Genomic DNA, 12,662 nt, shown 5'->3' with positions numbered 1-12,662 from the left:
TGCCGTCCATATCGGTCACAAGAATGGTGGTGCCGCCGTCGGCGCTTCTCAGTTTGAACATATGCGCCTCGGTGATTCTGCGGCTCGTAACAGCCAGCATAGGGCAAAACGCCACCGGCGGCATGCTGTCCACATAATCGACCAGAGCAAGGAGATCACGGCCGACTTCCGGCACCGGGCCTTGCGCCACCATGCCGAGGGCATCTTCATGGCCGAGACGATCTTCGGGCCGACCCTCACCCTCTCGACCGGGCGCATCATCCCGACCCGATGGGTCGGCGAGCAGCATGTGAAGGAAGACCTCGGCTTCATCCCAAGCTTCGCCGATTGGATAAAGGCCATCCGGCCAGAGCCGTGGATGGGCCGGACCGCTCGGATCGAGGCCCTGGTCGATCCTCATCTCGCCTCGTCCGTGGTCGAGGTCACCTGAGATGACCGATCCAGCCTATCAGCGCCTCGGCGTGCCAGCGACGGCTTCGCCCTTCGCCGTCCTTCGGGCAGCGGTCCGGGCGCTGCACCCCGACACGCGCGCCGTTCGCGGCTTCCGGGCCGCGCGCAAGCGCTTCTATCGGCAGATGCTCTGCGCCCATGCCGCGCGACAGGCGGCGGGCGACAGTTCCACAGGCTAATCGCCCCCGACCACCCCTTCATCCCAATCGAGTGCCCGGCCTCTCGGCCGGGTCTTTCCCATTCAGGAGGTCCCCATGGCGGATTACTTCACCCATTTCTCGTGCCTGCTCGATGTCGGCACCCCCGACAAGGCTGCCCGCGCGCTCGCGCTGTTCCAGGAACTTCGCGCCGCAGATCAGGACGCAGACGACCCGGAGGTCGCAGGCTTTGATCTCGTGCTCCAGGACGCGCCCGAGGGCAGCGCCATCTGGATCCATGACGACGACCACGGCGATGTCGAAGCCGTCATCCGCTTCGTGTTGCGCCTTGCGGAAGAGATCGACCTCGCCGGCCTCTGGGGGTTCCAGTACGCCCTGACCTGCTCCCGGCCGCGCCTCGACGCCTTCGGCGGCGGCGCGCATGTCATCGATCTCGGTGCGCGGAAATCCTTCGGCTGGACCAGCAGTCACGAATGGCTGGCCGCGGCTCTCAACGGGGAGGACATCGATGCCTGAGCTCATCTGCACCACCGTCTACCAGTTCCCAGAACTTTCAGATGCCGCCAAGGAAAAGGCCCGCAGCTGGTATCGCGAGCTTGGCCCCCACGACGATTGGTGGGACGCGGTCTACGAGGATTTCGAGCGGGTCTGCGAAATCCTCGGCATCCGGCTGAAGACCACCCCCGTCCGCCTGATGGGCGGCGGGACGCGGGCCAAGCCCAGCATCTGGTTCTCCGGCTTCTGGAGCCAGGGCGACGGAGCCTGCTTCGAGGGCTATTGGTCCCACGCCAAGGGCGCGGCCGCGCACATCCGGGATTACGCGCCACAGGACGCAACCTTGCACAGCATCGCCGACCGGCTGCAGGCCCTCCAGCGGCGCAATTTTTACCAGCTGGCCGCCGAGGCCAGCCACCGTGGCCGCTACTACCACGAATACACCATGTCCGTGGACGTCACCCGCGACAGCCCGACCTGGCAGTCGCCGACCGACGATGCGGAGGAGATCGTGACCGAGGCGCTGCGCGATCTGGCCCGCTGGCTCTACCGGCAGCTTGAAGCCGAATACGACCACCTCACCTCGGACGAGGCCATCGAGGAGGGGATCATCGTGAACGAGTACACCTTCACCGAAGCCGGGCGGCGGTTCGGGTGAGAGCGCGGGCAGTTCATTTGATCTTTACAAAGAGGTCATATGATCTATATTCAGGCCAGTGGAGGACGCCATGTACGTTGCTGAGAAAATCCGGGAACCCGCACAGATCAACGCCGTCGCGTTGAAGGCCTATGCGCGCGTGGCCGATGCTTGGGGTCTCAGCCTCAAGGAAGCGGCTGGCCTTGCGGATATGTCAGAGAGCACCTGGAAGCGCGCCAAGAAGCCGGATTTCGCGGGGGAACTGACCAAGGATCAGCTTCTGCGGCTCAGTGCGGTGATCGGTATTTACAAGTCGCTCGAACTCTACTTCTCCGAGCCGCTCGCGCGAAGCTGGTTCACCCGTCCGAACACCGGCCCGCTGTTCGGGGGCAGCCGTCCGGTTGACACCGCCATCGACGGGGGCTTGCCGCAGATCCTCGCGGTGCGGACCTATCTTGATGCGTTGCGTGGTGGGGCATGAAGCAGACCGAGGTTTCTGATCGCGGTCTCGTTCGTCTTCTGCCCGCCACCTACCACAAGCCAGCGTCCTTGCGGGGTCTCGTCGATACCGATGACGAGATGGAGATCCTGGCCGAAATCGAGGGTCTGACCAGCGGCCGTCTTCTGGCGGAACGTGGCCGCAACCCGCATCTGGACCCGCGCGAGCTTGCCTGGCAGCGCCGCAGCCGCGATCTGCGCATCTACGGCGACAGTCATGTCAACGCCGCCTTCACCTACACCCGCGTCGGCGGAAACCGCTTCAACACCGAGGAGCGCGGCGCGTGGTATTGCGCATGGGACGTGATGGTGTCCGTCAGCGAAGTGGCCTGGCACCGCACGCGCGAACTAGGCTTTACCGGCAGCTTCCATGACAGCGCTCGCTATGTGGAACTGCTGGCTGACTTCATCGGCGTCTTCGACGACATGACCGACGAGCCGGGCCATCCCGCACTGCATACGGATCCGGCTGTCGGCTATCCCGAGGGCCAAAGCCTGGCCCAACATCTCCGTCGGGCTGGATCGCGGGGCCTGATCTATCCCTCGGTCCGGGCTCCTGCGCCGGGTGGGAATTGCTTGGTCTGCTTCGAGCCCCACGCCATCCAGAACGTCCGGCCGGGCGCATCCTGGGATCTTGTTTGGGATGGGACGCCGCACTACTCGGTTACGGCTGTCGGCTGACGCGTTACAGCGAAAGCGCCCTTGGAGGTCCGAAGAAATGAAGCCTGCAAACGACAACAGCGCGGACGTCACAAGCTTGAAGCCATGCGACCATCAGGCATTCTTTGAGGTTTTGGACTCTCCGCCCTCACCGACGGAAGCGTTACGGGCAGCATTTCGTAGGCGGAGGGAGTTCCTTGCTGATATAGGCGCTACGGCCCTGAAGGTTGGCTGACGGGCGTCTTCCTTCGCACTGAATCGCTACGCCAGTAGCGCCTCTTCAGGCAGTCCCCAATCCGAAAAACTGCGCAGTTCGTTCAGTTCGGGAGCCGACCGCAACACTAAGCAGAAATCGGCGCCCCTAAGGGCGCACTTATGCAAACTCTCCACCGCCTGCGGCGCTTCCGAGATTTGCGTGCGGTCTCTCCGGGGGCAAGGCCCCCCGCCGACGGCGTCCCCAGTCCGGCGCTTGTTGCGCCGGATCAGGAAGCGCGTCCCGCCTTCCCGAACCCTTCCTGGCCAACCTTCGCGGTTGGATTGCGCCCCGCTGTCCCTGTCGCCCTCTTTGGAACTGGCCCCGAGAGCGGGGCAGTTCCACGAGGTCGCCCGCACCAGCGGGCGATCCGGTTCCGGGCTCCCCACTTTGGGGGTGCCCTGCCGGATCGGGTTTGCCGCGCTGCGCTTGTCCGGCAAACCGTGGCCCATCCTGGCGATGGCACCGCGCGTCACCGGCAGCATGGCCGCCCGCCTGTCGGCGTGGCTGCATGTCTGCCTGTTTGCGCTTTGACCTGTCTGCCCGGATGGCAGGCTGACCGCTTGGCCGTTTGCCTGTCTGGCAGTTTGCCTGATTGGCAGTCCGCCTGCCTTTGCCCGTCGCCGGATCGGTAGGGCGCGGCCATGGCCAGCTACCACCTCTCGGTCAAGACGATCAAACGCAGCGCCGGGCGGTCGGCCACGGCGGCGGCGGCCTATCGGTCGGCTTCCGTCATCGCGTGCGACCGGGAGGGCCGCATGCACGACTACACCGCCAAGCGTGGGGTCGAGGCCTGTTTCATTCTCGCCCCCGAGGGTGCCCCCGATTGGGTGCAGGACCGGGCGGCGCTGTGGAACGCCGCCGAGGCGCGGGAGACCAGGTCCAATTCGGTGACCGCCCGCGAATGGGAGCTGGCCCTTCCGTCCGAGATATCGGACGCCGCGCGGATCGACATCGCGCGGGCGTTCGCGCAGCAGCTGGTCGAGCGCTACGGGGTGGCGGCAGACGTGGCGATCCATGCCCCGCACCGCGAAGGTGATCAGCGCAATCATCACGCCCATATTCTGACCACCACCCGCGTCTTGTCCACCGAGGGGCTGACCGACAAGACCCGCATTCTTGACGCGGCCAGCACCGGCGGGCCGGAGATCGAGGCCATGCGCGGCTATTGGGCCGAGTTGCAGAACCGCGCCCTTGAGCTGGCGGGGCAGGAGGAGCGCGTCGATCATCGGTCATTGGAGGTGCAGCGTGAAGAGGCGCTGTCATTGGGCGATGTGCTGAAGGCCGAGGAGCTGGACCGTGAGCCGGAGCTGAAGCTTGGCCCCGCCGCCAATGCCATCGAGCGCCGGGAGAAATTCGCCGCCGAGGCTGAGGGCCGCGACTATGAACCGCTGACCCAGCGGGGGGCGCGGGTGCATGCGACCCGTCAGGCCAGGGCCTTGTTCGCCGAAATGCGTGAGCGGCTGGAGCTGGCGCGTGATGCCTGGACCGAGGCGCGCGAAGAGGGCCATGGCCATGTCAGCGCCGGGTTGGCGGCATTGCGCGCCGTCGCAGGGCGGCAGGCGAAGGAGCTGGACCAGGACGAGATCAAGCAGCGCCTCGCGCGAATTGCCGGGCGTGATCTGGGGGCGGATGGCACCGACCATAAAGCCGGAGCGGACACGATCCGCGACCGACTCAACCAAGTGCTTGGGCGTGGCACGCCAGAACCGCGCCAAAAGGACCAGCACGAGCTGGAGGAAGAGCGTGTGCGTGCGAGACAGCTTGAGTTGGAACGGCAGCGCGAACGAGACAGGGATTTGGGTTGGGAGCTGTAGGAAAAACGAGGTGCGATGCCCCTTCAGCGCATTTTGAGGGGCTGGAAGGGTAATCCCCCCATTCTTAGCGGGGTGCATACGATGCGTGACGCGCTCAGCACGAGGTTGATGTTTCGGGGGTGCCGGAACTGACTGACGGCCGAATCGCCCAATTTCCGCCAAAGTCCTTAGCCAAGAACATCTTTCCTAGTTCCATAAATATAAAGGGTGAATCGTGATTACGAAATGGGCAGTTCTTGTTGCTGGTGTTGGAGTATTGTTGCTCGGTGCTGCAGTGTCTTCCGAGGTGCTTTCGTTCTCTGCTGCAGAGTTCTCCTATCCCACGATCGACAGTAGGAGCGTCATGTCATACCGGTGCGAACAGATGGAAACTCGGGAAGCTTCCGAGGCTAACGCTCGTTCCGCTCACGCATTTTTCGAGGAGAACCTTCTGGAAATCTCGCAACAGCAGGCTGTGGCCATGTCGGCGAGTATGTTCCCGAACAGAACCCCTTCCGAGGTCATACCCGAGTTGGAAAAGACCAATGCAACAGCAGACGCTCTCCGCCGTGAAGCAGCTCGAGAACTTGAACGGCGTTTCGGGTGCAAATACCTAGGGGGTATCTGAATTTGCACATGCCTTGGCTTTCAGTGAATGCCTCCTCGAAAATCGGAGAGTGACGGAACGACATTCTTGCGTCTGCTTGTCCACAAGAAGCATGAGTTTGCATGACCAAGTATACTCCTTTTGTCTTAGTGTTGGCCTGCGTGGTGATTGCACTTCTGGCCAGTTTGAACGGCGATGATCGCGCGCCGACCACAACAGAGTTGACGGCTTTACCCCCCGCACCATTCGTACACCGCGACTTACGCGGCATGCAGCCAAACACACCCCGGGATCCTGCCTATTCACCGTCCAGCGCGATTATCGCTGCGGCTACTCAGCATGAAACCGGTCTTTGGCCGTTCGGGCGCAGTTGGTACGAGCTCGCTCCCACAGACACGCCGCCCAGGGCAATCGTCGTCCTTCTGCACGGTGCAGGCCGCAATGGCCTTTCTCTCCTGGAGATGTGGGGGGCCACGGCGCGCCAACATGGTTTGCTTCTGGTTGCGCCGAATGCGAGAGGCAACACTTGGTCGCGTGATGCCGCGGACCGCGATTTCATCAGTGTGGCCGCGCGCGCTGCGGCGGTCACGCACGGGCTGGCTGCAGAAGGCATATTCCTTTTCGGCCATTCGGATGGTGCCGGCATGGCTCAAGAGGTACTGAACCGGGCGGAGCCGGGCCTTTGGCAAGCAGCTGCCGTACATGGTGGCTATGTCGAAGCGTCACGCTTGAGGCCTGCCCGGACAGACGCTCCATTCAGGATGTATCTCGGCAGCCAGGATCACATCTTCCCGGTCGAGGCGGCGCGCATGAGCGGAGAAACGATGGCCTACCACGGACACCCGACCGAGCTCTTGGTCATACCCGAGCACACCCACTGGTTTTACGAGATCGGCCCACGTATTGCCGAAAACGCATGGCGCTGGTTTGCGGATGTCTCGTCTAGGCGAAAAGACTGAGGCAATTGGCTATGTGCTTGCCGGTCAGCAATACAGCTGTGTCAGTTTTTTGCGAACACCTTTCGAAAATGGGGCTCGGCGGTCCAAGCCCCTTGTCGTTTCCTCTCAGCCAAAGATGAGAGAGTCCGCGGCGATCGCGGCAGACATAAGATCAGCGCGTGACAACGATACTCCGTCCGCAAAGAGAATGGTCTCAACCCCATAGTATTTGTTGGAGCGCACCTCATCATCCAGCAGGATGTGGTCACCATTCGCGAACGAAATGACGACATCGTTCGGATCACTCGCGCGCCGCTGGATAACGGCTTCTGCTGACAGTGCATCAGCAAAAATCAGCTGGTCAACGATACCACTCCTGACACTGTAATCGCGGATCGTGTAGGAGCCGTCTCCCATGGCATGTACATAGGTCTCGGCGAATTCTGATCCGAGTACGGTGGCCCCTGGTGCCTTCATGTCGGCGACAGTCTTGTCGCGGATACCTTGGGCGTTCAGCACTGTGCCGTCTGAGAACTCGATCAGCTCCATGTCGTAGTTGGATCCGTCGAAGTGATCGGTGATGGTCACCGTCTCGCCATTGGCAAGGGTAATCACCAGGTCTTTGCCCGCGTTCTGAGCGAAGCTCACATCCCCTGCCGCAAGCCCTTGCAGCACCAGCCGGTCATTCGTGCTGCTGCTGTAGGAATGGTCGCGGATCGTGTCATTGCCATCGCCCGCGGAATAGAAATATGTATCAGCCTTTGTGCCACCGACAAGGCTGTCATGCCCGGTGCCGCCCACGAAAATCGACCCTTCGGAATGTCCGGTTATGGTATCCGAGCCAGCGCCGCCGAACAGAACCTGCCTTGCCGCCGAAGCGAGGATGGTATCGTCGGCTGCGCCGCTTATCAGCGCTGTGAAGTTGATATTTTCCATCAACTGCGCGCCGAAGGCCGATGAAAGGTCGATGCCGGCAGAGACAAGACCCTCGACCACACGGGTCTCGTAGCTTGTACCGGACATCGCCAGATCATGGCGCAGCATGTGGAGGACATTGACAGCAGTGCCGGAATCGAGCTTTCCCGCTGAAATGTCACGATCCAGCCCTTTGAGGACAGAGGCCAGATTGCTGTCCATCGCCCGGTCTTGTGGCGAATAGCCTTCCATCAGTGTGACCAGCGCGCCGAGCGGGTGGCCAGTAATCGACAGTGTCAGTTCGTCCAGCGTCTCGACACCAAGCCTGCCCGCAGCCGCAACCGCCTGCACCATGAAGCGCGCGGCCAGTTGTTCGACAAAGATCGAATAGGTTTCCTCAAGGGCTGCAGAGGCAGAGGGTCCCGGGTTGTTCGTGCCAGCATTTGTCCCTGAAAGCTGCACGTAAGTGGTGCCATAGACTTTGTCGAGGAATGCCATATGCCGACCGTCGATATAGGTGCCCCGGCTGGCCGGGTCGACAGCACTCACGCCGGCCCACTGAAGCATGAAGCCTTCAAAGTCCTGCATGAACTGTGTGATGTTCCCCGATGACACAAGCGATACAAGGTTCTTTGCGCTGGTTCTGAGCGCCTCACTTTCGGAATATGCGACCCAAGTCGAAGAGATTTGCCCATAGCCCCAAAGGGTCGGAAGCACTTTGGCTTCTGGGTGGCTCTGTTGCACAAATCGGCTGAGGGCCGGAGTTCCCCTTTCCCCGGACAGACTTATCCTGTGACTTCCGTGATGGGGGTGCCGAGCGCGGTGAAGCCGTTCAAGACGGCGACACGCACCTGGAACTCCGCGACCTGACGGTCGAAGTCGCGTGCGGAGAGGCGCTGACCGAGCATCTTGACACAGTGCATCTTGGTTTCGACCCGGCTTCGGCGGTGGTATCCGCTCCATCGTCGCCAGATCGTTCGACCGACGCGCTTTGATGTCCGAAGGATCTCGTTGCGCGCGACAGCACCCGGGGTGTCCGGCTTCCAGGGCTTGGCGCTCTTGCGGGGCGGAATGATGGCGGCGGCGCCACGGGCCGCAATGGCGTCGTGGCATTTGCGGGTGTCGAAGGCGCCGTCGGCGGTGACAGTGGCGATCTCCTGCTCGGGCGGGATCTGGTCCAGCAGCTCGGGCAGCATGGGGGCGTCGCCCACGTCACTGGTGGTGAACTCGGCGGCCCGGATTTCCAAGGATTTCTCGTCGATCCCGATGTGGATCTTGCGCCAGACGCGCCGCTTCGTGCCGCCATGCTTGCGGGCGTTCCATTCCCCTTCGCCCTCGACCTTGATCCCGGTGCTGTCGACCAGCAGGTGCAGCGGGCCGTCCGAGCCGCGGTAGGGGATGTTCACCTTCAGCGTCTTCTGGCGACGCGACAGCGTGCTGAAGTCGGGCACCGCCCAGTCCAGACCCATCAGCCGAAGCAGGCTCTCGACGAACCCCGTGGTTTGTCTGAGCGCCATGCCGAAAAGAACCTTTATTGTGAGGCAGGTCTGGATCGCCGCATCGCCGTAGGCGGGCTGCCGCCCTCGCTTGCCAGTCGGCTTTGCTTCCCAGGTCATGGCGGGATCGAACCAGATCGTCAGCGAGCCGCGGCGCTTGAGCGCTTCGTTATACGCTGGCCAGTTCCGGGTCTTGTAGGTCGGGGGTGTCGGTCTGCTCATGCCTCGCAGCTACCACGCTGGATTCACGAGATGAATCCCTCACAGGATTTGTGCAACAGAGCCGTCCTACTGGATCGTGGGCGATCTGCAGAACAACCCCGGCCGGTCGCTCTTTGTGCGGCTGACTGGACCCGCCTCAGGGCCGGGCGCGGCCGGCAAGTTCACCGATGGCGCCACGGGCGAACATGGCGATCTCCTCGACATCATTCGCGAGCGAACCGGGATCTCGCGCTTTCCCGATCTTCTGGCTGAAGCCCGGGCGCATCTGGGCCGTCCGCAGCCGGTCCTCCCGGATGCACCTGCGCCGAAGAAGGCCAAAGCCTCAGGTGGCACGCCAGCGGCGGCGGCGCGTTTGTTTGCAGCCTCGGTGCCGGTCGCTGGCACGCTTGCCGACACCTACCTCCGCTCCCGGGGCCTGACCCGAGGCGGCATGATGAGCGCCCTGCGCTTCCACCCGAAGTGCTGGCATCGGGATGAGGGCCAGACCCGGAGCCTGCCCAGACCGGCGTTGATCGCGGCGGTCACCGATGGCGCAGGGGCCTTGCAGGGCGTGCATCGCACCTGGCTGGCACCTGACGGACAGGGGAAGGCGGCTGTCGAGACGCAGCGGCGTGCCATGGGTCACCTCCTCGGCAATGCTGTCAGGCTGACTCCGCATGACGACATCCTCGTGGTCGGCGAAGGCATCGAAACCATGCTGTCCTTGGTCGAGGCAGTGCCCGGCCTTCCCGTCTGGGCGGCGCTCTCGTCCGGTCACCTTGGGGCGGTCCTGCTACCGGAGGGGGTGCAGCGCCTCTACATCGCCATCGACCGCGATCCGGCTGGGCAGCGCGCGGCTGAGAGGTTGAGCGCCAGAGCCCTTGATGCCGGGATTGCCGTACGGGTGCTGGAACCCCGGCTCGGGGATTTCAACGATGATCTCCGGGCGAACGGCAAGGAGGCGCTTCGCCAGCATCTGGCGGATCAGATCGGGCCAGAGGATCGGCATCGCCTGTCCGGCTGATTTGCATCGCGTATGGGGCGGCCCGGGAGTGCGGGGCAGGGGTCAGGGATCCCTGTCATGGCTGTGGATCGTCGCCTTCGCCTCTTCCCGGGTAAATCTCATCCACCCGTCACCCGCGCGGCCTTCAAGAGATGGGCAGGCGGCCGTCAAAGGGGCCGCCCCTTCAAGGACGGCGAGCGACTGATTTCCGCCGGCGGGGACGAGCCCCGCCTTTGCATCGCGAAGCAAATCAGCCGCCCCCCGTCCTCCTCCACATGCGTTCCGGCCCCGAAAGGGGGTGAAGGGGCGTCCCCCGTGACGGCTTTCGCAGCCCATGAAGGCCGCGCGGGTTGTCGCGCGGACGAGACAGGCCCGGAGGCAAGAAACCGATGACGATCCACACCCACGATGACGCCTATGAACCCGCCCACACCGCATCCCAGACCGCCCATGCGCTCGACGAGCTGCAGCTCTATGGCTACCGCCCCTTTGACGAACCCGATCCGCGCCCGATGCCCGATGGGCAGCGCCTCGCGGTCGCCGTCGCCGACATCTTCGATGCCCTCGTCGCGACCCTGGAAGACACCCGCATGGAACCCGACCTCGAAGAAGTGCTCTGGGGCCAGGTCAACCTCTTCCACCGCGCCACGGCCCGGATCGAGCGGTCGCTTGATGAGAACGAGCAGGCGCAGCGCCGCCTCCAGCGCGAGCAGGACGGCTCCGAGGTGAAATCCACCGAGCTCGAGCGCCTGACGGCCGAAGGCCTGACGCTGATCGAACGTCGGAACTGCATGGATATGATGCGCGATCACGCCGCCACGGAGTTCGTCCATCACACAGGCTCCGCCTGGCGGCCTCGCACCGGCTCGATGGTGAACCGCCAGCACATAACCGCAGCGCTGATCGACAGCCGCGACTTCCTGGCCGCCAAGCGCCGCGCGGAGACGGAGGTGATGCTGCCCGCAGGCCCCAAGGTCGCCCTCACCGGCGGGACCGACTTCAACGACCACCGCCTGATCTGGGGCAAGCTCGACCAGGTCCTTACCAAGTATCCCGATATGGTGCTCTTGCACGGTGGAAGCCCGAAGGGCGCGGAACTCATCGCCGCCAAATGGGCCGAAGCCCGGGGCGTGACGCAGGTGGCCTTCAAGCCTGATTGGACCAAGCATGCCAAAGCCGCTCCCTTCAAGCGCAACGACGCGATGCTGGACGTGCTGCCCGTGGGTGTCCTCGTCTTCCCGGGCACTGGTATCCAGGAGAACCTCGCCGACAAGGCCAAGAAGCTCGGCATCCCGGTCATGAAGTTCGAGAAGGGGGCATAAGCCCCCTTACTCTTTCCTCGGGGAAGGCAGTCCCGTCACGGCAGTCGCCCGCTGCTTCAGGAGCGCGTCCCGTCAGCAACGCTGGCTTGACTCTCTGGGGACGTACTCTTACGTTTGCGGCATCGTTCAAGGAAAGGTACGACAATGTCCGAGACAGCCACACTGTCGTCGAAGTTCCAGATCTCGATCCCCAAGGCGATCCGCACGGCCCAGCACTGGGAGGCGGGTCTCACCTTTGCCTTCATCCCGAAGGGCACGGGTGTCCTCCTGGTTCCCGTCCCCAAGCGCGACGCCTTGAAGGGCCTGGCTCGCGGTGCTGCCGCGACGGACTATCGTGATCGGACCGATCGTTTCTGATGGTCCTGGTCGACACCTCCGCCTGGATCGAATGGCTGATCGGGTCGCCGACCGCGGAGCGCCTCTCAGCGCGCTTGCCGCAGCAGGCCGACTGGCTGGTGCCAACCATGGTCCAGCTGGAACTTGCGAAGTGGCTGACCCGGGAAGTCGGCGAGGACAAGGCGGATCAGGTGATCGCCTTCACCCAGGTCTGTCAGGTTGTCCCGCTGGACACCGAGATCGCGCTCGCGGGGGCTGACGCCTGCCGCACGCACAAACTTGCGACCGCCGATGCGATCATCTTTGCCACTGCGCGGGCCCGGGGCGCGACGCTCCTGACCTGCGACGCGCATTTTGAGGGGCTGCCAGGCGTGGACTTCATGCCGAAGACGAACGGCTGAGATCAGCCGCTCCATCACGCTGGCTCCACATCAGCGACCCGCACCTTCCCGTAGTCATCTGGCCGACAGCCGTAGCCCGTACCCCGGATGCTGCCGCGCACCAGTTCTGCTCAGCGCTGCCATCTCGACGAGATCCCGCAGATCCCGGGCTGTCGATGCGCAGGCGGTCGCCCGCGTCGCCAGTGCCATCGCGGACGGTGCCGAGGATCTCGCCGGGCGTCGGGAGGAACCGCCGCTCGAGAGGGTCGCCGGCTGCGCGGTCATTGCTGGACTCCGGCCAGGCGGCTTGCGTCCGGTTTCAGCACATGAGCGATAGAACCCGTTTCTATAGCTCACACGAGCCATGACCGCGTTCGTCCCTCAAGGGCCAAGGGGCGGCGGACCGAAGAGCGGGCCGTTCTTGTGAGAGTGGGGAGACCCCCGCGCCCTTGCAGGCCGCGGGGGAAACGGACACCAAGGCTGCCCCCACCTTACGCAAGTATATTGTTGACCCGTC

At 63.7% G+C, this 12,662-nt stretch carries 16 protein-coding genes and 1 pseudogene; 14 read left to right on the top strand and 3 right to left on the bottom strand.

The window, feature by feature from the left end; translation table 11 throughout:
- Positions 1 to 193, bottom strand: a 193-nt coding sequence (locus tag V3C85_RS00940; protein ID WP_331793176.1) for a hypothetical protein, incomplete at its 3' end; no start/stop codon positions are given.
- On the opposite strand from V3C85_RS00940, the pseudogene V3C85_RS00935 reads away from it, so the two are divergent.
- The 10 genes and pseudogenes from V3C85_RS00935 to V3C85_RS00890 all read left to right on the top strand — a co-directional run.
- Positions 125 to 430 (top strand): annotated as a pseudogene (locus V3C85_RS00935) (DUF6915 family protein); the annotation flags it as partial. The gene V3C85_RS00940 and the pseudogene V3C85_RS00935 overlap by 69 nt on opposite strands.
- A gap of 1 nt (position 431) precedes the next feature.
- Positions 432 to 629: a hypothetical protein gene (locus V3C85_RS00930; RefSeq protein ID WP_035714343.1), complete on the top strand. Its 198-nt coding sequence runs from the start codon at positions 432 to 434 to the stop codon at positions 627 to 629.
- A gap of 75 nt (positions 630 to 704) precedes the next feature.
- Positions 705 to 1,124 (top strand): hypothetical protein, encoded by a 420-nt coding sequence (locus V3C85_RS00925; protein ID WP_028030772.1) that lies wholly within the window; start codon positions 705 to 707, stop codon positions 1,122 to 1,124.
- Positions 1,117 to 1,761, top strand: coding sequence for an antitoxin of toxin-antitoxin stability system (locus tag V3C85_RS00920; RefSeq protein ID WP_305964989.1), 645 nt, complete (start codon positions 1,117 to 1,119; stop codon positions 1,759 to 1,761). The genes V3C85_RS00925 and V3C85_RS00920 overlap by 8 nt, the downstream gene beginning before the upstream one ends.
- Positions 1,762 to 1,819: 58 nt before the next feature.
- Positions 1,820 to 2,221, top strand: coding sequence for an MbcA/ParS/Xre antitoxin family protein (locus V3C85_RS00915; RefSeq protein ID WP_035714338.1), 402 nt, complete (start codon positions 1,820 to 1,822; stop codon positions 2,219 to 2,221).
- The gene (locus V3C85_RS00910; protein ID WP_331793164.1) at positions 2,218 to 2,919 is read left to right on the top strand and encodes an RES family NAD+ phosphorylase; all 702 of its coding nucleotides are present in this window, start codon (positions 2,218 to 2,220) and stop codon (positions 2,917 to 2,919) included. The genes V3C85_RS00915 and V3C85_RS00910 overlap by 4 nt, the downstream gene beginning before the upstream one ends.
- Positions 2,882 to 3,133, top strand: a complete 252-nt coding sequence (locus V3C85_RS00905) for a type II toxin -antitoxin system TacA 1-like antitoxin (RefSeq protein ID WP_331793163.1) — start codon at positions 2,882 to 2,884, stop codon at positions 3,131 to 3,133. The genes V3C85_RS00910 and V3C85_RS00905 overlap by 38 nt, the downstream gene beginning before the upstream one ends.
- 662 nt (positions 3,134 to 3,795) lie before the next feature.
- On the top strand, positions 3,796 to 4,968 hold the full coding sequence (gene mobQ / locus V3C85_RS00900; RefSeq protein WP_331793162.1) for a MobQ family relaxase: 1,173 nt from the start codon (positions 3,796 to 3,798) through the stop codon (positions 4,966 to 4,968).
- 214 nt (positions 4,969 to 5,182) lie between these two features.
- Positions 5,183 to 5,575, top strand: a complete 393-nt coding sequence (locus tag V3C85_RS00895) for a hypothetical protein (RefSeq protein WP_331793160.1) — start codon at positions 5,183 to 5,185, stop codon at positions 5,573 to 5,575.
- 101 nt (positions 5,576 to 5,676) lie between these two features.
- Complete coding sequence (locus V3C85_RS00890) at positions 5,677 to 6,513, top strand: alpha/beta hydrolase (protein WP_331793158.1); 837 nt, start codon at positions 5,677 to 5,679, stop codon at positions 6,511 to 6,513.
- Positions 6,514 to 6,618: 105 nt separating this feature from the next.
- Here V3C85_RS00890 and V3C85_RS00885 read toward each other — a convergent pair whose 3' ends face one another.
- Positions 6,619 to 7,995, bottom strand: a complete 1,377-nt coding sequence (locus V3C85_RS00885; protein ID WP_331793156.1) for a calcium-binding protein — start codon at positions 7,993 to 7,995, stop codon at positions 6,619 to 6,621.
- Positions 7,996 to 8,192: 197 nt separating this feature from the next.
- Positions 8,193 to 9,125 (bottom strand): IS5 family transposase, encoded by a 933-nt coding sequence (locus tag V3C85_RS00880; protein WP_331793154.1) that lies wholly within the window; start codon positions 9,123 to 9,125, stop codon positions 8,193 to 8,195.
- 76 nt (positions 9,126 to 9,201) lie between these two features.
- On the opposite strand from V3C85_RS00880, the gene V3C85_RS00875 reads away from it, so the two are divergent.
- From V3C85_RS00875 to V3C85_RS00860, 4 genes are all read left to right on the top strand, one after another.
- Positions 9,202 to 10,128, top strand: a complete 927-nt coding sequence (locus tag V3C85_RS00875) for a DUF7146 domain-containing protein (RefSeq protein WP_331793153.1) — start codon at positions 9,202 to 9,204, stop codon at positions 10,126 to 10,128.
- 368 nt (positions 10,129 to 10,496) lie between these two features.
- Positions 10,497 to 11,429: a DUF2493 domain-containing protein gene (locus V3C85_RS00870; protein WP_331793152.1), complete on the top strand. Its 933-nt coding sequence runs from the start codon at positions 10,497 to 10,499 to the stop codon at positions 11,427 to 11,429.
- 144 nt (positions 11,430 to 11,573) lie between these two features.
- Positions 11,574 to 11,786, top strand: coding sequence for an AbrB/MazE/SpoVT family DNA-binding domain-containing protein (locus tag V3C85_RS00865; protein ID WP_035714566.1), 213 nt, complete (start codon positions 11,574 to 11,576; stop codon positions 11,784 to 11,786).
- The gene (locus V3C85_RS00860) at positions 11,786 to 12,166 is read left to right on the top strand and encodes a type II toxin-antitoxin system VapC family toxin (RefSeq protein WP_331793150.1); all 381 of its coding nucleotides are present in this window, start codon (positions 11,786 to 11,788) and stop codon (positions 12,164 to 12,166) included. The genes V3C85_RS00865 and V3C85_RS00860 overlap by 1 nt, the downstream gene beginning before the upstream one ends.
- The last annotated feature ends 496 nt before the right edge of the window (positions 12,167 to 12,662 follow it).

Origin of the sequence: Pseudotabrizicola sp. L79, assembly GCF_036553525.1 — a bacterium.
In the GTDB taxonomy this organism is placed as follows: domain Bacteria; phylum Pseudomonadota; class Alphaproteobacteria; order Rhodobacterales; family Rhodobacteraceae; genus Pseudotabrizicola.
Note: the sequence above shows the minus strand (reverse complement) of the source record. Positions and strands in the feature narration are given on the sequence as shown.

Excerpts from the sequence above, each read along its gene's own strand:
- mobQ (WP_331793162.1), top strand. The coding sequence starts at position 3,796 with ATGGCCAGCTACCACCTCTCGGTCAAGACGATCAAACGCAGCGCCGGG.
- V3C85_RS00905 (WP_331793163.1), top strand. The coding sequence starts at position 2,882 with ATGGGACGCCGCACTACTCGGTTACGGCTGTCGGCTGACGCGTTACAG.
- V3C85_RS00860 (WP_331793150.1), top strand. The coding sequence starts at position 11,786 with ATGGTCCTGGTCGACACCTCCGCCTGGATCGAATGGCTGATCGGGTCG.
- V3C85_RS00865 (WP_035714566.1), top strand. The coding sequence starts at position 11,574 with ATGTCCGAGACAGCCACACTGTCGTCGAAGTTCCAGATCTCGATCCCC.
- V3C85_RS00910 (WP_331793164.1), top strand. The coding sequence starts at position 2,218 with ATGAAGCAGACCGAGGTTTCTGATCGCGGTCTCGTTCGTCTTCTGCCC.
- V3C85_RS00925 (WP_028030772.1), top strand. The coding sequence starts at position 705 with ATGGCGGATTACTTCACCCATTTCTCGTGCCTGCTCGATGTCGGCACC.
- V3C85_RS00890 (WP_331793158.1), top strand. The coding sequence starts at position 5,677 with ATGACCAAGTATACTCCTTTTGTCTTAGTGTTGGCCTGCGTGGTGATT.
- V3C85_RS00920 (WP_305964989.1), top strand. The coding sequence starts at position 1,117 with ATGCCTGAGCTCATCTGCACCACCGTCTACCAGTTCCCAGAACTTTCA.
- V3C85_RS00885 (WP_331793156.1), bottom strand. The coding sequence starts at position 7,995 with ATGCAGGACTTTGAAGGCTTCATGCTTCAGTGGGCCGGCGTGAGTGCT.
- V3C85_RS00880 (WP_331793154.1), bottom strand. The coding sequence starts at position 9,125 with ATGAGCAGACCGACACCCCCGACCTACAAGACCCGGAACTGGCCAGCG.
- V3C85_RS00930 (WP_035714343.1), top strand. The coding sequence starts at position 432 with ATGACCGATCCAGCCTATCAGCGCCTCGGCGTGCCAGCGACGGCTTCG.
- V3C85_RS00870 (WP_331793152.1), top strand. The coding sequence starts at position 10,497 with ATGACGATCCACACCCACGATGACGCCTATGAACCCGCCCACACCGCA.